We start from the raw sequence: 19,013 nt of genomic DNA on the forward strand, positions 1-19,013 counted from the left end.
GTCAGAGCGTGCGCAGGAACTCGGTGATGGCCTCGAGTTCCGTCTTGTGCAGGTCCAGCGGCTTGAGCAACGGATCGACCTGCGGGAACAGGGGATCGTTCAACTGCTCCGGTTTGCGCCCCGGCCGCGGCATGCCGACGTTGTACATGTTCACCACGCCGCGCAGCTCCATGAACCCACCGCTGTGCATGTACGGCCCGGTCTTGCCCACGTTGCGCAGCGTCGGCGTGCGGAACTTGCCGCTGTCGGCCGGGTCGCCGGTCACCCGGTAGCGGCCCAGGTCTTCCTTCGATCGGCCGTAGAAGTGCAGGCCGAGGTTGTGGAAGCGGTTGTCGGTCAGCGCGGGTCCGCTGTGGCAGTTCATGCAACGCGCCTGCGTGCGGAACAGGTGCAGTCCCCACAGTTGCTGGTCGGTCAGCACATCGCGCTGGCCCTCCAGGAAGCGATCGAAACGGTTGAAGCGCGGCACCAGGCTACGCTGGTAGCTGGCCAAAGCTTGCGCGACGCGCGGCATGCTGATCCGTTTGTCGCCGAACACCTGCGCGAATGCGACGGGGTAGTCGGTCTCCCGGTTGAGCCGCTTCTCCAGCGCGCGCGGGGCGAACGCCATCTCCGCCGAATCCTGGATCGGGTGCAGCGCCTGCGCTTCGAGCGTCGCCGCGCGCCCGTCCCAGAACAGCGGACTGGAGAACGCCGCCATCGACACGTTCATCGCATTGCGCTTGCCCGCCTGCCGGTCGTGGCCGAACGACACGCTGCGGCCATCGCCCCAGCCCAGTTGCCGGTCGTGGCAACTCGCGCACGCGATCTGCCCGCTGCGCGAGAGGCGCGGATCTTCGAACAACCGCTTGCCCAATGCGATCTTCTCGGGCGTCTGGGGATTGTCCGCAGGCACCGGCGGCGTGTCGGGCAGCGGCGCCAGTTCCTGCCAGGCCGCGCCCGCATCGACCGTGGGTGCGGGCCATTCGGCGATGGGCAATGCGTAAACGCGACGCAGGCAGTCCGCATCCATCGAAGGCGCGCTGACGGCAATACGCTGGCGGCATTCGCCGATGGAGGGTGCCGCTGTCACGCCCTCGTTTTGCGATTGCGCGGCGGTCGCCGCCACGAGCAGCGAGCCGGGCAGCAGGAACACCAGGGCGGGCAGCCAGCGACGCATGCTCAGGCGCCCGCCATCAACAGTGCACCGGCCAGCAAGGGTGCCTGCACGAGCGCGATGAAGAGGCGCAACGTGACCGGCCAGTCGCGCAGGCGCCAGAGGGCCCAGAGACCAGCGCATCCGGCAGCGACGGTGCATGCCGCCATCGCCGCCGTGTAGTCGCTCCCACGCCACGTCGCATGAGGTCCGGAAGACACGAGCATCAGCACGACCTGCACCGACACGGTGGCGGGCAGGCACCACAGCAGCCAGTGCGGGACGAAGGACGGGTTCTTCATCGTGCGCGCCTCGTCATGGCCTAGAAGCGATAGCCCAGTTCCAGCCAGTAGCTGCGGCCGGGTTCGTAGTAGGACGTGGTGCTGATGCTCCCGCTCAGCGGATTCCGGCGGTTGAAGACGTTCATGGCCTCCACGCGCACGTAGGCCTCCTGTTGGCGTGGCAAGGCCAGGCTGTATTCCAGCGTGGTGTCCCAGGTGAAGGTGCGCGGTGCGTCGTAGCTTTCGATCACGTCGATCGTTTCGCCCTGGTAATCCTCCGCGCCCGTGACGGTGAACCCGGTGAAGCCGGCGCGGTAGCGCAGGAAGTTGCTCCACATCAGCCCCCATGCCGGCAGCCGCGTCTGGGTGGAAAGGCGCGCCGTCCAAGGGCGGTTGTAGCTCGCCTGCGGTAGTTCATAGGCGTGGATCACGCTGCCTTCGTAGCGGACCAGGCGGTTGTAGGCGCTGTCCGTGTAGCTGCTTTCGTAGTCCACGTAGTTGCGGCGCACGTCGGTGTGGTCGAACGCGAACTGCGCGTGCGTTTCGCTGCCCCGCCAGGTGAAAGGCCGCTGCAGGCCGACGCTGAGCGTGCTGGTGTCGCTGCGGCTGCGGCCGGCGTTGATGTACTCGTAGACGTTGGCCGAGTAGTAGCCGCTGGTGTCGTCGCTCGCGACGCGGCGGCGGAGGATCTCGTCGCGCCCGTCCCGGCGGACATGCTTCAGGTTGAAATCCAGGCCGGCCCAGCGCTGGTTGATGCCGATGTTCAGCTCGTCGCTGTATGGAATGTCGAGCGTCTCGAAGCGGTTGTTCGCCGTGTAGGTGCGGCTGGGGGACCACAGCAGCGACGGCGCCGTGCGGGTATAGGTGGTCTGCAGGTTGTCCCGGCCTTCGCGCAGCTTGTAAGTGAAGAAGCTGCGGCCGTAGTAGCGGTTGGCACCGGCGGTCAGCAACGTAGCCTGGTTGCCCCGCACGTCCCATGACATCGCGAAGCGCGGCGCCACGGTGGTCTTGTCCATCATGTCGTCGCCGTCCACGCGGATGCCGGGCCGGAAGCTCCAGCGTCCCAGCCGGATGTCGTCTTCGGCGAATACGCCCCATTCCTTGAGCTTCACTTCGAAGTAGCCTGCGGAGTAGATGTTGCGTGTGCGGAAGAACTGGCCCTGTCCTGCGACCACGCTGCCGGCGCCGCTGACAGTGGTGTAGACCGGCGACAACGAGCAGGCCTCGGTGTCGACCACGCCGTTGGCATCGGTGCAGGACGTCGTCCGGCCAGGGCTCAGGAAGCTGTAATGGTCGTTGAGGCGATGATAGGTGCCCAGGCGATCGCGATACTGCAGGCCGAACTGCAGCGCGTGATGGCTGCTACCCCATTGGAGCGCATCACGACGCGCGGTGAGTGCGTACCCGACGGTCCGGTTGCGCTGGTCGATGTCGCCCCAGTTGCCCTCGAAGCTGCTGTTGTTGACGCCCCAGTCGTACGCGGGCGATCGCGCCCAGGCCTTCCAGTAGTCCACGCCATCGGGCACGCGGCGGGAGCTCTCCAGGTCGCTGTAGCTCAGTACCTGATCCAGGTCCCATGCGCCGATATCCAGTCCCATGCGCAGGCTGCCGACGGGCCCGCCCTGCTTGAGGTCGAAGTACGAATTCTTGGCGTTCTGGGTGAAGTAGCGCTCGTCCGTCGGCGCATGCGTGAAGCTGCCCGACAGGGTGATGCCATCGCCGGCCCAGTCCAGCCTCACGCTGGCGCTGGTGTTCTCGCGGCGCTGCTCCTTGATCAGTTCGTCGCTGACGCTGACGTTGCCCGCTGAGTAGCCGCGTAGCGGGATGTCGGAGCGCGTGCGGATGAGGTTCGCGATCCAGCCCACGCCGCCATCGGTACGGCCTTCAAGCATCGCCGAGAGCCGGTATTTGTCGTACACCGGCTGGTTCGTATACATCGAGGACTGCGAGATGTCATCGCCTTCCGGAAGATTGATCTCATCCCATACCGAGCGCGACATGCGGAACGACACCTTGCCCCCGAGCGTGTCGCGCGCCTTCCGGCTCTCGGCATCCACCACGCCGCCGCTGAAGCCGCCGAAGGCAGCGGGCACGTTGCTGTCGTAGACAGTCAACTGGCCGATCAGCTCGGTGTCCAGCGCGATGCCCTGGGTGGCGCTGGGCACGTCGGCCAGATCGTGCGGATTGGCGGCTTGCGGATCGATGTCGTTGTTGAAGCTGGTGCCGTCCAGCTGAAGCAGGTTCTGGTAGTACTGTCCGCCGTTGATGCTGATGTTGGCGGGACGGATCTCGCCCATGCGGTTGGACGACGCGAAGGCGGAATCGTCGAACTGCACGTTCGGGTTGATCCGCAGCAACGTGCCGATGTCGCCGTTGCCCTTCACCTGGTCCTCGATGTAGCGCTCGTTGAGCACCATGCCTTCCTGATACGGGAACAAGCGCTGACCCACGACCTTCAGCGTGTCCAGGGTGGTGGGCTTGAGGTATTCCGGCGAGTTGGCCAGCGGCGTCGTGGACGCCGGAGCGGGAGCATCGGAGGGGGCGGCATCAGCCGCGTGCGCGCCGGCGGACAACGCCGACAGGATGGCCAGGGTCAGGAGTTTCATCGAGTTCTCGGAGCGAGTGGGGGCCCGGTGGGCACATTCCGCTGGCGGTGAGAACTTCGATGAAGCGACTCGGTGCTGGCTGATCGGCGCGGATTGTGCGCGCTCTGTTCAGCTGCGTCAACGCCGCGATGGCGCGTTGCATGTCGAGATCGCATCGCGTGGATCGTCGCATCTGCAACTTCCCAGGAGTGTTCCGATGACCCGGCTCTTCGATGTCCAGCGGATCGACCACCTTGTCCTGCGTGTGCGCGACCTCGCACGCAGCATCTGCTTCTACCGCGATGTGCTGGGGTGCGATGTCGAGCGGCAACGCGAACACCTCGGCCTGGCGCACCTGCGCGCGGGCGCATCGATGATCGATCTGGTGAGCGTGGACGGAACGCTGGGTGCCCGCGGTGGCGCGCCAGCAAGCGACGGAGGTCGAAATGTCGATCACCTCTGTCTGCGCATCGAACCGTTCGACGAAGCGGCGCTGCGTGCCCATCTGGCGAACGCAGGCATCACGCCATCGCCGACAGCGATCAACTTCGGCGCGGAAGGCGATGGCCCGTCGCTCTACTTCACGGATCCGGACGGCAACACCATCGAACTGAAGGGGCCGTCGCAGTGAACACGTGTCGCGAATGCTTCAGGGCGCTGCGGAATCCTGTGCGGTGGCTGCCGGTGTCGGCGCCGTGGTCGCTGTCGCCTGCACCGGCGCGTCGGGCATGGCGGTATCGGCGTCCGGCTTGGGTGCGCCGGGGGCGAGCAGCTGGCCTTCGCCCTGCAGCGCTTCTTCCGCGGCCTTGGTCATCACCACGATGCTGATGCGGCGGTTGATCGGGTTCTGCGGATTCTGCTTGTCGAACAGCACCGACGACGACAGGCCCACGACGCGCGAGACCTTGTCCTCGTGCATGCCGCCGACCACCAGCGCGCGGCGCGCGGCGTTGGCACGCTCGGCGCTGAGTTCCCAGTTGGTGTAGCCGCGGTTCGTCGTGTACTGCGTCGTATCGGTATGACCGGTGATGCTGATGTGGTTCGGCACCTGGTTGATGAAGGTGGCCAGCTCCGCCAGGATCGCCTGCGTGTAGGGCTTCAACACCGTGCCGCCGAGATCGAACATCGGCCGGTTCTGCTGGTCGACGATCTGGATGCGCAGGCCTTCCGGCGTCAGATCGAGCAACAGTTGGTCCTTGAACGGTTCCAGCGCCTGGCTCTTGCCGATGGCTTCCTGTAGCGCCTGCATCAGCGTCTCGAGGCGCTGCTTCTCCTGCGCCTTCTGCTGCTCCTCGGAGGCCTGCTGCGCATCGCCCGACGGCTTGTCGAACGGGTTGTCGCTCTCGCCCTTGGGCAGGTCCATCGTGCCGCCGAGCTTGATCATCGACGTACTGGCACCGCCCGGACCGGCCGGGCCAGGGGCGGGCGAGAAGCTCTTGCCGCTCAGCGGGCTGGGATTGCGGAAGTATTCCGAGATCGCGGCACGGTCCTTGTTGGTGGTGGCGCCCATCAGCCACATCACCAGGAAGAACGCCATCATCGCGGTGACGAAGTCGGCGTACGCCACTTTCCACGAGCCGCCGTGATGGCCGCCGCCGGCGACCTTCTTGACCCGGCGGACGATGATGGTGGGGCGTTGCTCGCTCATCGCCGTGGCTTACTTGTTGGCCTTCAGGTGCGCTTCGAACTCGGCGAACGGCGGGCGCACGTCCGAGGGCAGCGTCTTGCGGGCGAACTCCAGCGCGACGGCCGGGTTGTAGCCGCGCAGGCAGGCGAGCAGGGCGGTCTTCACCGACTCGTACATGCGGCTGTCCTGTTCCACCTGCGCCTCGATGGCGGCGGCCAGCGGCGAGACGAAACCATAGGCCAGCAGGATGCCGAGGAAGGTGCCGACCAGCGCGGCGGCGACGTGCGCGCCGACCGCGGCGATGTCGCCGCCGATCGAGCCCATCGTCACGATGATGCCGAGCACTGCAGCGACGATGCCGAAGCCGGGCAGGCCGTCGGAGACTTTCTGCAGCGCATGCGCCGGCGCCATCGCTTCGTGGTGGTGCTTCTCCAGCTCTAGCTCTAGCAGCGGCTCCAGTTCGTGCGGTTCGATGTTGCTGCCCACCATCAGGCGCAGGCACTCGGTCAGGAAGTCGAGCAGATGGTGGTCGGCGAGGATCTTGGGGTACTTCTGGAACAGCGGACTGTTGGTCGGGTTCTCGATGTGCTCTTCCAGCGACATGAAGCCATCGCGGCGCGCCTTGTTGAGCATTTCGTGGATCAGCGTCAGCACGTCGAGGTAGTCGGACGACTTGTACTTCGCGCCCTTGAAGACCGACAAGGTCGCCGAGATCGTGCTCTTGACCACCTTGGTCGGATTGCTGGCCATGAACGCGCCCAGCGCGGCACCGCCGATGATGACCAGTTCGAAAGGCTGCCACAGGGCGCCGAGCTTGCCGTGCGAGCCGAGGTAGCCGCCGATCACGCTCAGGGTGACGATGATGAAGCCGACGATGATGAGCATGGCGACACGAGGCAGGGGTGGGGTCTCCTCTGGATCGGCCCGTCCACCGGTTTCTTGAGGGCCGACCGTTCGTCGGGGCGGGCCCGGGAGTGACCTTCGGCAGGGTTGACTACAGTTGTCGTCACGGGCATGTTGACGACAACTGTAGTCACAAGGCGATCCCATGCCCGGCAAGGCCCGCAAGTCCATCGGCGACCAGGAACTGGCGCTGCTGCAGCACCTGTCCGAACACGGCGAGGCCAGCGTCGGCGAGGTAGCCGCTGCGTTCGGCGAACCGCGCGGCCTGGCCCGTTCCACTGTGCTGACGATGATGGAGCGGTTGCGGGCCAAGGCCTATCTGCGCCGTCGTCCCGTGGACGGGGTGTACCGCTACGCGCCGGTGGCCCAGTCCGACGATGTCATGCGCACGGCGGTGGGCAGTTTCGTGGAGAAGACCCTGCAGGGCTCGCTCTCCCCCTTCGTCGCGTGGATGTCGCAGCGCTCGGAAGTGAGCGACGACGAACTGGCCGAACTCGAAGCCCTCGTCGCCAACCTGCAATCCAAGCGGAAGGAGAGCTGAGATGGGCCTGGACGCCTTCGCTGACCTGATCGCGTCGCGCCTGCTCGCTGTCGGCGGGCAAGCCGTGCTGCTGGCCGCTCTGGTCTGGGCGCTGTGCCGTTTCCTGCCCCGCCTCGATGCGCGCACGCGGGCCTGGCTGTGGTGGCTGGTCGCCACGCAGATGGTGGTAGGCCTGCTGTGGCATGCGCCTATCGCGCTGCCGCTGCTGCCCGCCGAACCCGCCGTGGTCGCCGTGCAAGCCGCCCCGTCGGCCGCCGACACCGCCGTGCACCTGGCGACGGTTCCGGCGACATTCGACGCGGCGACGTCCCTGCCTGCGCAGGACGCGGGTACGCCGATCGCCTGGTACGTCTGGCTGCTCGCGGCGTGGCTCGCAGGCGTGGCGGTGATGCTGGTGAATTCCGCACGCCACGCACTTCGCCTGCGCGGACAGTTGAAGCGCGCGCGACCCTGCGCCGACCTGCGTGCGAACGAGGAGTACGCCGCGCTCGGTCGCCACCTCGGCCTCTCCACCTTGCCGACGCTGCGCGTCAGCGACGAGATCGATTCGCCGATGCTCGCCGGCCCGTGGCGCCCGGTACTGCTGCTGCCCGCGGCCGGCCTGGCGCGGATGCGCGGCGACGACCTGCGGATGGCGTTACACCACGAACTCGCGCACCTGCAGCGCCGTGATCTCTGGTGGGCGTGGATGCCGGCGCTGGCGCAGCACCTGTTCTTCTTCCATCCCGTCGCCCACCTCGCGGCACGCGAATACGGCCTGGCCCGCGAAGTCGCCTGCGATGCCGCGGTGCTGGCCGACGAGCGCCATGCGCCCCACGACTACGGACGCCTGCTGGTGAAGCTGGGCGTTTCCACCGCACCGTCGCCGGCGCTCGCCGGCGCCTCCCCCACGTTCCGCATTCTCAAGAGGAGACTGCTCATGCTCCAGCACACCGCATCGCCCCTGCGCAGCAGCGCCCTGGCCCTGACCATCGGCCTGGTCCTGCTGGGCGCCGTGCCGTACCAGGTCACCGCCAGCGCGCCCGTCGCCCCGGTCGCACCGACCCCTGCCGCTGCTCCTACCGCCGCCATCGCGCCTGTCGCGGCAGCGACCGCCACCGCGACACCGCAGGCGCGCCCGGCCGTCGCGCCGCGCGCCGTCGCCGCCGCCAGTCCGTACGCCGTGCCTGCACCGCCGCCGCCGCCGCCCGCGCCGGCCGTCCCGGCTGTACCCAAGGTAGCCCCGCCCGCGCCTCCCGCCCCACCTGCGCCGCCGAAGCATCCCGCCCACAGCAGCACGCACGTGATCAACATCGATCGCGAAGGCGGCGGCGATGCCTACGTCCTCATTGACGGCAATGAAGTCACGATGGCCGGCCGCAGCGACGACATCGTCATCGCGCGCAAGCAGCAGCAAGGCAACGCGCCGGTGCTGTGGGTGCGCCAGGACGGCAAGCAGTACGTCGTGCGCGACACCGCCACGCTGAAGCAGATCAAGGCCGCGCACGCACCGATGGAAGCGTTGGGTGCGCAACAGGGCAAGCTCGGGGAACAGCAGGGCGCGCTCGGCGAACGCCAGGGCGACCTGGGTGCCAAGCAGGGCGAGCTCGGCGTGAAGATGGCGGCGATCGCCAGCGAACAAGCGTCGGCCGCGATGCGTGGCGGCGAGGGTCGTCAGGTGGAGCTCGACCGCAAGATGGACTCGCTGGCGCGGGAACAGGAGGCGCTGGCGAAGCGGCAGGAGGCATTGGCCCGCCAGCAGGAACCGCTCGCGCGCCAGCAGGAAGTCTTGGCCCGCCAGCAGGGTGCTGCCGCCGTGCGGATGCAGCGCGATGTGGATCGCCTGGTCGGCGAGGCCATCCGCAGCGGCAAGGCACAGCGGCTCTGACGGAGCGTCAGTCGTCCGTTCGCAGCCCGCTCCACTGCGAGCGGGCGATGCGGATGATGGCGCGGACCTGCTCGCGGTCGCGGTGGCGCGAGATCGCGACCGCACCGAACTGCAGGGCCTGCTCGCGGAGTTCTTCGGTCAGGTCGTAGTGCGCGCCGCTGCGCTTGTCCTGGAAGGCGCGCCGCGGCATGCCCAGGCGCGCGGCCATCGCATGCAGTTCGTCCAGCGTATCGGCCATCAGGTGGGCCCAGCGTTTCCCCCGCCAGAGCGTGACGGCATCGTCCACGTAGACGCTCATCGCGGCGTGGTGGCCTTCGGGGGCCGCACCATGCGGTCCATCAGGTGCTCGAGCGTGGCGGGCAGGTCGCCGCAGCGGCCCATGTGCACCGGCGAGGTCTGGATGATCGAGCTGCGTTTGGCGGTGAGCCAGTGAAAGCGCGCGCGTGGCGGCAGCAGCCCGATCGGCGCGGCGGCGTCGCCACCGCGGCAGATCGCGGGCAGGGTATCCAGGTGGCGGCGCAGCGATTCGATGTCCAACGAGGGATCGAGCATGCGCAGTCGCGCTTCGTCCACTTCGATCCGCGCTTCGAGGAAACCCGCGCGCTCGCACGACAGGATGATGCCGACGTTGACGAACTCCTCCCGCTCCACGCGCGGGACGACGCGGATCACTGCGTAGTCGTAGGTGTCATGCGCGCGCACGGATCGCCTCCTGCACGAAGGCGTCGCGTTGCGCCACGCGGCGGACCAGGTACTCGACGTAGGCAGCGCGTTGGGCCGCCGGATCGCCGAACGCATCGGGTCCTTGCAGCCACGCGTCGGGCACGTCGGCGACGATGCCGGCGATCGTGGCTTCCGTCAGCCTGCCTGCCATTTCGACATCGACGTCGGCCACGCGCGAGGCCCAGCGCAGCAGCACATGGTCGCGGATCAGCGCGAACGGCTTGCCGGCACCGGACGCGTCGCCGTCCCAGCCGTGGTGGAAGTACAGCGCCGCGCCGTGGTCGATCAGGTACAGCGTGCGGTGCCACATCAGCAGGTTGGTGTTGCGCGCAGTGCGGTCGACATTGCTGATGAAGGCGTCGAACCAGACGATGCGCGACGCCAGGTCCGCATCGGGCTGTTCGGCCACGGGATCGAAGTTCACCGCGCCCGGCAGGTAGTCCATCGCCAGGTTGATGCCGGCGCTGGCCTTGATCAGGTCCTGGATCTCCGGATCGCCTTCGGTGCGGCCGAGGTCCGCGTCGAGCTCGATCAGGGCGAGGTCCGGCATCGGCAGCTGCAGCGCCTTGGCCAGGCCGCCGGCGATCGCTTCGGCTACTAGCGCCTTCGGTCCCTGGCCGGCGCCGCGGAACTTCAGCACGTACAGGCCTTCGTCGTCGGCCTCGACCACGGCGGGCATCGAGCCACCTTCGCGCAGCGGGGTGACGTAACGGGTGGCGGTGCGGAGAGAAAGCGTCATCAGGCCGCTAGGATAGCGCGGCGGCGTGCCGCGCTCAGGTCGAGCGTGCCACGCCCATGCGCCGCAGCAACAGATAGACCCCCACGCTCGAGGCCGCGCCGAGCAGCAGCGCGAACGCCAGCCCATGCGTGCTGTGCGCGAATGGCAGCCCGGGCAGGTTCATGCCAAACAGGCCGGCGACCAGGCTGGGCGGCAGCAGCAGGGCGGTGATCATCGAGAGCACGTACAGATGGCGGTTCGTGCGCTCGGCGAGTTTCGCGGCCACTTCGTCCTGCAGCAGGCGCGCACGCTCCTGCAGGGTGCCCACGTCGCCATCGAGATCGTCGAAGCGCTGGTTGAGCCGTGCGACGGCGGGCAGCAGTTCGTGGTCGGTGTCGCCGGCATGACGTTGCTCGAACGGTTTCAGCACGCGCCGCATCGCGGTGAGTGGCCGATGCAGGCGCACGGTCTGGTGGCGCAGCTGCGCGAGGTCGCGGCGCTCCTCACCGATGCTGTCCGCCAGCACGCGGTCCTCGATGCGGTCCAGTCGCGCGGACAGCCCGTCGCTGCTGCGCTCCACGGTGTCGGCGAAGCGCCCCGCCACCATTTCCAGCAGGCGCACCGGCGTATCGGCCGGCGCGCCCGCGATCACCGCGCGACGCGCGGCTTCCAGCGAGCGCAAGGGTTGCCGCCGCGCGGTGACGAGCAGGTGCGCCGTCATCGCGAAATGCAGCCAGCCGATGCCATCGTCGCCGCGCAACGGGCCTTCGGCGGCGAGGTCCACGCCGCGCTGGTGCGCCCAATCGACGAACGCGCCGTGCGCCACGTCCTCATCGAGCTGCAGATTGACGTGGGAATCCGGCGACAACAGCGTCGCATGCGCTTCGTCGGGCAGCGGCAGTCTGGCGACGATCTGCGCGCTGCGCACATCGCTCAGGTCCAGGTGCAGCCAATGCCAATCGTCGCCATCGGCGCTCCGAAGTGCGCTGTCGTCGCACGCGCCGGCGTCGAGCGCTTTCGCCCGACCTTCGTCATCGAACCGGTACAGCCAGAGCGCACCAGGCAGGCCGCAAAGCATGGCCGCGGTCGCGTTCGTTTCGATGGATGCGGCCATGCATGACAGCCAGGCGACGGTTGGGTGACGGTCAGGCTACCGCCGTCATATGCCCGTCTCGTGACAGCCCCGGCCGCATCATCCCGCCGGTTGCGACTCCGCTCCGCCGCGCTGCAACGGGTCCGGCAGCGGCGCGCCCTGCGGCGTGAAGGCCAGCGAGACCGAGTTCAGGCAGTGCCGCTCGCCGGTCGGCGGCGGGCCGTCCGGAAACACATGGCCCAGGTGGCTGTGGCAACGCGCGCACACGATTTCGGTGCGGATCATGCCGTAGCTGCTGTCGCGGATGCGGCCGACGTGCGCTTCGTCCACCGGCTGGAAGAAGCTCGGCCAGCCCGTGCCGGAATCGAACTTCGCGCTGGAGCGGAACAGCGGCAAGCCGCACAGGCGGCAGGTGTAGGTGCCGTCCTGCTTGTTGTCCAGGAACACGCCGCAGAACGGTGCCTCGGTGCCATGCTGCAGCAGCACCCGGCGCTCGTCTTCGCTGAGGCTGGCGATCAGCGCCGTCCGTTGGGTATCGGAGGGCGGGGTCAGGTCGAAGGTCGTCATGGACGTGTTCCTGGTGAGGGATGCCGCCGATATGGTGCCGCCTATTGCGCGCCACAACCCTGGTTTACCATCGCGTGGTTTCCCAGGAGATGGCACGGATGCGACTGGTACTGGCTTTGATGACGACGCTGGCGCTGCCCCAGGCAACGCATGCGCAAGCGCCTGAGACGCCGCCGCGCGTGCCGCCGGCGCCCGGCTGCCTGGATGCGCGGCAGATGGCGGAAGTACGCCAGGCCTCGTCCACGGAGCTCGCCGTTCAAGGTCGCGATGGGCAGCGTTTCCGCATCACCCTGTCAGAAGGCTGTCCCGGCGCCGGTCGGGCCGATGCCGTCCTGCTCGCCCGCGAGGGCTGGGTGTGCGGGACCGGCCAGGAATACGTGCGCATCGGCGAGGCGACCTGCGCCGTGACCGGCATCGCGGCGATCGACGCCCGCGAGTATGCCGCGATGGCGCGCGCGGCGTCGATGCAGACGGATGACGGCGTGACCACGCTGGAGACGGTGGAAGTGCGCGCGCCGCAACGGCGGGGCTTCGCCGGTTCCTCGAGTTTCTGCTTCAACCCGCGTTACATGCGCGCATGGTCGGAAGACAACGAAGGCATGTTGGTGGAACTCTCGCCACGTCGCTCGGGCGGCCATCGCTACTACCGCGTCGAACTCGCGCACGGGTGCCCCGATCTGGATTCCTCGCCCGCCATCACCTTCCGCTCAGGCGTCGGCATCGGCCTCATCTGCGGCAATCCCGGCGACCGGGTGGTCGCGCAGGACAGCGGCGGCAACAGCCTCTTCGATTCGGGCAATGCGGATGCGCTCATCCCCGGCGACGAGCGGCGCTGGTCGCGCCGCGGGATCCGCGTGCAGTGCTCGGTGTCGGCGGTCTACCCGCACGAGCCGGCGTCGCGCAACACGGCGCCGGCCCCCTGAGTCAGCGGATCAGGGCGTGGATGTCAGCGCTGCGTTGCTCTTGAACTCGCGGCGCAGCCAGTCGTCGATCAGGCGCTTCTCGTAACGCAGGTTGTCGGTGTTGTTGAGATTGGCGCCCATCAGGAAGCCATGGTCCACCAGCTTGCGCTCGCCTTCGGCGACCACCTGGCCATCGGGACCCTTCACGACGAAGTTCAGCGTCATCCGCGGCGGATAGATGTCCTTGACGATACGGATGTCCTCCATGCCGTTGCGCACGATCGGCTCATAGCGACCGGCGCGGTCGATGTCGGTGATGGTGACGTCGAGCGTCTGGCCGCGGGCGAGGCGCTGGCCCGCTTCATCGCGCAGGTACGTCGCCAAGTCGGTCACCCAGGTGCCGCGTTTCGATTCCCAACGATTGCCGCTGAACTTGATCTCGCTGAACTGCGCGGGATCGGTCCACTGGACGCTGACGGCGCCGCCTTCGGCAGGCACGCTGCGGGGTGTGCCGGGATCGGTGACGTTCTTCTGCCGCGCTTCGCCGGGCAGCGCGGCGGTGAGCGCAACGAGGGCGGTGAGCAGCAGGGCGGGGGCTTTCATGGCCATTCCTCGGGAGGTATCCGCCGGGATTGTGCGCCCGCGCCGGGAAGCGCGGCAACGCCACCTCGGGTCGCGCCGACGCTGCGTTCAGCGCCGGTTTCCACGCCGTTCAGAGGCTGCGTAGGCGCTCCACGTCGCGCACGGGCGGGGCACCGAACATGCGGCTGTATTCGCGGCTGAATTGCGAGGGGCTCTCGTAGCCCACGCGATGGCCGGCGCTGGCGGCGTCCATGACTTCGCTCAGCATCAGTCGGCGGGCTTCCTGCAGGCGCAGCTGCTTCTGGTACTGCAGGGGGCTCATCGCGGTCACCGCCTTGAAATGGTGGTGAAGCGCGGAGGCGCTCATATGCACTTCGCGGGCAATGTGGTCGATGCGCAGCGGCTGCGCGTAGTGCTGCCGCAGCCAGTGGATCGCCTTCGCCACGCGCTGGCCCTGGCTGTCGGCGATGCCGATGTGGCGCAGCATCGCCCCCTGCGGGCTGCACAGCACGCGGTACAGGATCTCGCGCTCGATCAGCGGACCCAGCAACGGGATGTCGTGCGGCGTATCGAGCAGCTTTACCAGCCGGATCGCCGCATCCAGCATCTCCACGCTGCTGGGTTGCAGGAACAGGCCACGCGATGGCGGCGGCAACGGCGCCCGTGCCGATTCCGCTTCGGTCACCAGCTCGGCGATGGTCGCGGGCGATAGCTTCAGGATCAGGCACAGGTAGGGCGCGTCGGCGGAGGCCTGGGTGACCTGGCCGGTGACGGGCAGGTCGACCGAGGCGACGACGAAGCGACTGGCGTCGTACTCGTACACCTCGTCGGCGAGGATGGCGCGTTTGGCCCCCTGGACGATCAGGCACAGCGCGGCTTCCTGCACGCCACGCATCGGGAGCGGCATCGGCGCGCTGAGCCGGGAGAACTGCAGGGCCGGGATCGCGGTCGTGTGCAGGCCATCGCCGCCGGTGGATCGTTCAATCAGGGTGGCCAGCTCGCGCAGGCGGTCGGCATGGATGGAAGCGGTGTGGGTCATGGCAGGGGCCGTCGCTACGGGCTTGGGGGATGAGGCGAGTCTACGCAGCGTGCCGCGGGATGGAATGGCTTCGACAGGGCCGGGGCAGGATCAGGCAAGGATCGCGGAGGAACCGGATATCGACGCTGCGGCAGCCGGACGGAGACTGCGCCCCGTCGCGGCACGCCCCGTGCCGCGCTTCCCCCAAACGAGGTAACCCCATGTCCGGAATCCAAGGAAAAGTCATCGCCATCACCGGCGCCAGCAGCGGCATCGGCGACGCCGCCGCGCGCGAGCTCGCCCGTCGCGGGGCCCACGTCGTGCTCGGTGCGCGTCGCACCGACCGGCTGGAGCGGCTGGTCGCCGAGATCACCGCCGCAGGCGGCAGCGCGCGCTGCCGTGCGCTCGACGTCACCCGCATCGAAGACGTGCAGGCGTTCGTGGCCTTCGCCCAGGCCGAGTACGGCCGGCTCGACGTGATCGTCAACAATGCCGGCGTCATGCCGCTGTCGCCGCTGGCCGCACTGAAGATCGACGAATGGAACGCCATGATCGACGTCAACATCCGGGGCGTGTTGCACGGCATCGCTGCCGCGTTGCCGGTCATGCAGGCGCAGGGCGGAGGCCAGGTGGTCAACATCGCCTCCACGGCCGGTCATCGCGTGTGGCCCAGTGCGTCGGTGTACTGCGCCACGAAGCACGCGGTACTGGCCATTTCCGAAGGCCTGCGCCAGGAGCACGACAAGCTGCGCGTCACCGTGGTGTCGCCCGGCGTGACCACCAGCGAACTGGCTGAAACCACCAGCGATGCCGGCATCAAGGCGTGGCTCGAGGATTTCCGCCAGGTCGCGATTCCCGCCGAGGCCATTGCGCGCGCGATCGCGTATGCCGTGGAACAGCCCGACGACGTCGACGTCAGCGAGGTCATCGTGCGGCCGGCCGCCAGCCCGAACTGAGTCTTCGTCGGCAAGCAACAAAGTTTTCCGCGCTCAGGGGTTGCCGCTGGCGGAGCGGGGGAGTGCAATGGCGCACTCCCCCGCTTCAGGAATTCCCCCTCATGGAATACCGCTATCTCGGCGCGTCCGGCCTGCGCGTCCCCGTCCTCTCCTTCGGTACCGGCACCTTCGGTGGCCAAGGCGCGTTGTTCAGCGCGTGGGGCAGCACCGACGTGGCCGAAGCGCGCCGCCTGGTCGACATCTGCCTCGATGCGGGCCTCACCCTGTTCGACAGCGCCGATGTCTATTCGAAGGGCGCCGCCGAGGAGATCCTCGGCGAGGCCATCAAGGGCCGACCGCGCGACTCGCTGCTTATCTCCACCAAGGCTACGTTCCGCTTCGGCGACGGCGAGAACCAGGTGGGCTCGTCGCGCCATCACCTGATCAATGCCGTCGATGCCGCACTCAAGCGGCTCGGCACGGACTACATCGACCTGTTCCAGCTGCACGGCTTCGATGCGCGTCCGCCGGTCGAGGAAGTGCTGTCCACGCTCGATACGCTGGTGAAGGCCGGCAAGATCCGTTACCTGGGCGTATCGAACTTCTCCGGCTGGCACCTGATGAAGTCGCTCGCCGCCGCCGACCGCCATGGCTGGACGCGCTACGTGGCGCATCAGGCGTACTACTCGCTGGTCGGTCGCGACTACGAATGGGAGCTGATGCCGCTGGCCGCCGACCAGGGCGTGGGCGCGGTGGTCTGGAGTCCGCTGGGCTGGGGTCGCTTGACCGGCAAGATCCGCCGCGGGCAGCCACTGCCCGAGAACAGCCGCCTGCAATCGCAAACCGCGAACGATGCCGGTCCGCAGGTCGACCTCGAGTACCTGTACGACGTGGTCGACGCGTTGGACGAAGTTGCGCAGGAAGCCGGCAAGACGATCCCGCAGGTCGCACTGAACTGGCTGCTGCAGCGTCCCACCGTCAGCACCGTGGTAATCGGTGCGCGCAACGAGGAGCAGCTGAAGCAGAACCTGGGCGCGGTGGGCTGGAGCCTCACGGCCGAGCAGGTCGCCAAGCTGGATGCGGCGAGCCAGCGGCCGAAGCCGTATCCGTACTGGCACCAGGCGGGCTTCGCCTACCGCAATCCCACGCCGGTCTGATGCGCATGCGCAGGGCGGGATCGCCCGCCTTGCTTCGTCATCGATTGCGTGCGGCTGCTAGAGTCGCGCGGCCCCTTTCTCTGCCCGGAGTTCCGATGCGCCTGCACGCTCGTATGGTGAGTGTCCTCGCCGCTGCCCTGTCCATCGCCTGCGCGCCCGCGTTCGCGGCGACGACCTACGTGAAGGCCGGGCGCCTGCTCGATGTCGAATCCGGTCGCATGCTGACCGACCAGGCCATCGTCATCGAGGACGCACGCATCACCGCCATCGGCCCCGCCGCAACGACGCCGGTACCGGCCGGCGCGACCGTGCACGACCTGTCCGACAAGACCGTGCTGCCGGGCCTGATGGACGCGCACGTGCACCTGCACGGCGATGCGGACCTGCAGGGCTACCGGCGGCTGGCGATCTCGCTGCCGGCCGCCGCCATCAAGGGCGCGAAGAACGCGCGCACCACGCTGCTGGCCGGCTTCACCACCGTGCGCGTGCCGGGTTCGCCCGGTTACGCGGACGTCGCCCTGCGCGACGCGATCGCCACGGGCGAAGTCGAAGGTCCGCGCATCCTCGCCGGCGGCGTGTCCATCGGCATCACCGGCGGGCACTGCAGCGACAACAACCTGTTGCCGGCCGAGTACAAGGCGGTGGGCGAGGGCGTGGCCGACGGTCCCTGGGCCGCGCGGCAGAAGGTACGGCAGAACGTCAAGTTCGGTGCCGACTTCATCAAGACCTGCTCCACCGGCGGCGTGCTGTCCAAGGGCACCGAGGTCGGCGCGCCGCAGTACTCGTTGGAAGAACTGAAGGCGCTGGTCGACGAGGCGCACGCGCTAGGCCGTAAGGTCGCCTCGCACGCGCATGGCGCCACGGGCATCCGCAATGCGCTGCTCGCCGGCGTGGATTCGATCGAGCATGCCAGCTTCATCGACGACGAAGGCATTGCGTTGGCGAAGAAGAACGGCGCCGTACTGGTGATGGACATCTACAACACCGAATACATCCTCGGCGAAGGGGAGAAGGCCGGCTTCCTGCCCGAGTCGCTGGAGAAGGAACGCCGCGTGGGCACCACCCAGCGCGAGAACTTCCGCAAGGCCCATCAGGCTGGCGCGATCATGGGCTTCGGTACCGATGGCGGCGTGTATCCGCATGGCCTCAATGCGCGCCAGTTTTCGCGCATGGTGCAGTTCGGCATGACCCCACTGCAGGCGATCCGTTCGGCCACCGTCGTGAACGCGCGCCTGTTCGGCATCGACAAGGACGTCGGCGTGCTCAAGCCGGGTTACTTCGCCGACCTGATCGCCGTGGATGGCGATCCGCTGCAGGACGTGGCGGTGCTGGAGAACGTCGGCTTCGTGATGAAGCAGGGCCGCGTCTACAAGAACACCCGTGAGTGAGAACGACCGCATGTCGAACCCCGTGAAGATCGATTTCGTTTCCGACGTCGCCTGCCCCTGGTGCGCGATCGGCCTGGCGTCTTTGGAACGCGCGATTGCCAACATCGGTGAAGGTCTCGAGGTCGAGCTGCATTTCCAACCCTTCGAGCTCAATCCGGACATGGGTCCCGAGGGCGAGTCGATCGCCGACCACTTGGGCCGCAAGTACGGCCTGTCACCTGAGCAGCTGGCGCAGAACGGCGAAGCGCTGAGAAGGCGCGGTGAAGCCTTGGGCTTTCACTTCGACCTTCAGAAGCGCGACCGCATCTACAACACCTTCGATGCGCACCGTCTGCTGCATTGGGCGGGAGGGCTTGGCACCACGCAGCAGCACGACTTGAAGCGCGCGCTGCTGCAGGCTTACCACGGCGAGGGGCGCAATGTGTCCGATCGCGACGCGCTGGTCGCGATCGTTGGCCGCGCTGGACTGGATATCGACGAGGCGCGGCGCATCCTCGAGACCAACCGATTCGCCACGGAGGTCCGCGAGCGCGAACGCTTCTATCAGCAGCACGGCATCCAGGCGGTGCCGTCGGTGATCTTCAACGGGCGCCACCTAGTGCAGGGCGGGCAGCCGCCGGAGACCTTCGAGCAGGCCCTGCGGCAGCTGTCGGGGCTCGCGGGTTAAGCGGGATCAGCCGTGCCGGGCCAGCAGGATGGCCTCGTTGCTGGGCATCTCGATGACGACGGCGGTGGGGATGCCGTGGTGCTGGTGCAGGGTGGCGGCGAGCAGCTTCGCGTTCTCCCGGGCGTCGCCCAGGTTGTCGAACCAGTTGCGGCCGTACTGGCCCTCGTAGAGCTGCCATCCGCTGGCGGCGGCGGCGATGGTGAAAAGCAGGCGGGGCATGGAACACTCCAGTCGCAATGCCGGGCAGGGAACCGGCAGAGCTACTGTGCGTGAAAGTGTCAGCTATCACATTCGGCGGATGCCGCGGATCGGCGTAGGAAAATT

Annotated in this window: 20 protein-coding genes and 1 pseudogene; 8 read left to right on the forward strand and 13 right to left on the reverse strand. The window is 67.9% G+C overall.

What is annotated here, in order from left to right:
• Position 1 precedes the first annotated feature (1 nt).
• The 3 genes from BM365_RS12025 to BM365_RS12035 are packed head-to-tail and all read right to left on the reverse strand — an operon-like array spanning position 2 to position 4,022.
• The gene (locus BM365_RS12025; RefSeq protein ID WP_233210800.1) at positions 2-1,159 is read right to left on the reverse strand and encodes a cytochrome-c peroxidase; all 1,158 of its coding nucleotides are present in this window, start codon (positions 1,157-1,159) and stop codon (positions 2-4) included.
• A 2-nt stretch (positions 1,160-1,161) separates the two neighbouring features.
• On the reverse strand, positions 1,162-1,437 hold the full coding sequence (locus tag BM365_RS12030; RefSeq protein ID WP_093489814.1) for a hypothetical protein: 276 nt from the start codon (positions 1,435-1,437) through the stop codon (positions 1,162-1,164).
• Positions 1,438-1,457: 20 nt separating this feature from the next.
• Positions 1,458-4,022 carry a TonB-dependent receptor gene (locus tag BM365_RS12035; protein ID WP_093489815.1) on the reverse strand — a complete coding sequence of 855 codons (2,565 nt, stop codon included), beginning with the start codon at positions 4,020-4,022 and terminating at the stop codon, positions 1,458-1,460.
• Between the two features lie 196 nt (positions 4,023-4,218).
• Here BM365_RS12035 and BM365_RS12040 point away from each other — a divergent pair, with 196 nt between their 5' ends.
• Positions 4,219-4,632, forward strand: a complete 414-nt coding sequence (locus BM365_RS12040) for a VOC family protein (RefSeq protein WP_093489816.1) — start codon at positions 4,219-4,221, stop codon at positions 4,630-4,632.
• A 21-nt stretch (positions 4,633-4,653) separates the two neighbouring features.
• Here the strand turns inward: BM365_RS12040 and motB are convergent.
• A pseudogene (gene motB / locus BM365_RS12045) lies at positions 4,654-5,649 on the reverse strand (flagellar motor protein MotB); the annotation flags it as partial.
• 9 nt (positions 5,650-5,658) lie between these two features.
• Positions 5,659-6,513 (reverse strand): flagellar motor stator protein MotA, encoded by an 855-nt coding sequence (gene motA / locus BM365_RS12050; RefSeq protein WP_056880755.1) that lies wholly within the window; start codon positions 6,511-6,513, stop codon positions 5,659-5,661.
• A gap of 163 nt (positions 6,514-6,676) precedes the next feature.
• On the opposite strand from motA, the gene BM365_RS12055 reads away from it, so the two are divergent.
• Together BM365_RS12055 and BM365_RS12060 are read left to right on the forward strand one after the other, a co-directional pair.
• Positions 6,677-7,072, forward strand: a complete 396-nt coding sequence (locus BM365_RS12055; protein WP_056880756.1) for a BlaI/MecI/CopY family transcriptional regulator — start codon at positions 6,677-6,679, stop codon at positions 7,070-7,072.
• A gap of 1 nt (position 7,073) precedes the next feature.
• Positions 7,074-8,939 (forward strand): M56 family metallopeptidase, encoded by a 1,866-nt coding sequence (locus tag BM365_RS12060; protein WP_093489818.1) that lies wholly within the window; start codon positions 7,074-7,076, stop codon positions 8,937-8,939.
• A gap of 7 nt (positions 8,940-8,946) precedes the next feature.
• Here the strand turns inward: BM365_RS12060 and BM365_RS12065 are convergent, their stop codons facing one another.
• The 5 genes from BM365_RS12065 to msrB all read right to left on the reverse strand — a co-directional run bounded on the left by BM365_RS12065 (position 8,947) and on the right by msrB (position 12,040).
• Positions 8,947-9,237 (reverse strand): DUF4031 domain-containing protein, encoded by a 291-nt coding sequence (locus BM365_RS12065; RefSeq protein ID WP_093489819.1) that lies wholly within the window; start codon positions 9,235-9,237, stop codon positions 8,947-8,949.
• Positions 9,234-9,641, reverse strand: coding sequence for a DUF3037 domain-containing protein (locus BM365_RS12070; protein ID WP_093489820.1), 408 nt, complete (start codon positions 9,639-9,641; stop codon positions 9,234-9,236). Before BM365_RS12070 ends, BM365_RS12065 begins: the two co-directional genes overlap by 4 nt.
• Complete coding sequence (locus BM365_RS12075; protein ID WP_093489821.1) at positions 9,628-10,401, reverse strand: HipA family kinase; 774 nt, start codon at positions 10,399-10,401, stop codon at positions 9,628-9,630. The genes BM365_RS12070 and BM365_RS12075 overlap by 14 nt, the downstream gene beginning before the upstream one ends.
• A gap of 34 nt (positions 10,402-10,435) precedes the next feature.
• Positions 10,436-11,494 carry a CorA family divalent cation transporter gene (locus BM365_RS12080; RefSeq protein WP_093489822.1) on the reverse strand — a complete coding sequence of 353 codons (1,059 nt, stop codon included), beginning with the start codon at positions 11,492-11,494 and terminating at the stop codon, positions 10,436-10,438.
• Between the two features lie 78 nt (positions 11,495-11,572).
• Positions 11,573-12,040 (reverse strand): peptide-methionine (R)-S-oxide reductase MsrB, encoded by a 468-nt coding sequence (gene msrB, locus BM365_RS12085; protein WP_093489823.1) that lies wholly within the window; start codon positions 12,038-12,040, stop codon positions 11,573-11,575.
• Positions 12,041-12,138: 98 nt separating this feature from the next.
• Here msrB and BM365_RS12090 point away from each other — a divergent pair, with 98 nt between their 5' ends.
• A complete protein-coding gene (locus tag BM365_RS12090) occupies positions 12,139-12,963 on the forward strand; it encodes a hypothetical protein (RefSeq protein ID WP_093489824.1) in 825 nt (274 codons plus the stop codon).
• Between the two features lie 9 nt (positions 12,964-12,972).
• On the opposite strand, the gene BM365_RS12095 is transcribed toward BM365_RS12090, so the two are convergent.
• Together BM365_RS12095 and BM365_RS12100 are read right to left on the reverse strand one after the other, a co-directional pair.
• Positions 12,973-13,545: a DUF3016 domain-containing protein gene (locus BM365_RS12095; protein WP_093490756.1), complete on the reverse strand. Its 573-nt coding sequence runs from the start codon at positions 13,543-13,545 to the stop codon at positions 12,973-12,975.
• A 109-nt stretch (positions 13,546-13,654) separates the two neighbouring features.
• Positions 13,655-14,563, reverse strand: coding sequence for an AraC family transcriptional regulator (locus BM365_RS12100; protein ID WP_093489825.1), 909 nt, complete (start codon positions 14,561-14,563; stop codon positions 13,655-13,657).
• A 200-nt stretch (positions 14,564-14,763) separates the two neighbouring features.
• Between BM365_RS12100 and BM365_RS12105 the strand changes: the two genes are divergently transcribed.
• From BM365_RS12105 to BM365_RS12120, 4 genes are all read left to right on the forward strand, one after another.
• Complete coding sequence (locus BM365_RS12105) at positions 14,764-15,498, forward strand: SDR family oxidoreductase (RefSeq protein ID WP_093489826.1); 735 nt, start codon at positions 14,764-14,766, stop codon at positions 15,496-15,498.
• 101 nt (positions 15,499-15,599) lie between these two features.
• A complete protein-coding gene (locus BM365_RS12110) occupies positions 15,600-16,634 on the forward strand; it encodes an aldo/keto reductase (protein WP_093489827.1) in 1,035 nt (344 codons plus the stop codon).
• A 95-nt stretch (positions 16,635-16,729) separates the two neighbouring features.
• Complete coding sequence (locus tag BM365_RS12115) at positions 16,730-18,022, forward strand: Xaa-Pro dipeptidase (protein ID WP_139227423.1); 1,293 nt, start codon at positions 16,730-16,732, stop codon at positions 18,020-18,022.
• A 22-nt stretch (positions 18,023-18,044) separates the two neighbouring features.
• Positions 18,045-18,689 carry a DsbA family oxidoreductase gene (locus BM365_RS12120; protein WP_343124176.1) on the forward strand — a complete coding sequence of 215 codons (645 nt, stop codon included), beginning with the start codon at positions 18,045-18,047 and terminating at the stop codon, positions 18,687-18,689.
• Between the two features lie 6 nt (positions 18,690-18,695).
• On the opposite strand, the gene BM365_RS12125 is transcribed toward BM365_RS12120, so the two are convergent.
• A complete protein-coding gene (locus BM365_RS12125) occupies positions 18,696-18,908 on the reverse strand; it encodes a hypothetical protein (protein WP_056880770.1) in 213 nt (70 codons plus the stop codon).
• Between the last annotated feature and the right edge of the window lie 105 nt (positions 18,909-19,013).

This window comes from Pseudoxanthomonas sp. YR558, assembly GCF_900116385.1.
In the GTDB taxonomy this organism is placed as follows: domain Bacteria; phylum Pseudomonadota; class Gammaproteobacteria; order Xanthomonadales; family Xanthomonadaceae; genus Pseudoxanthomonas_A.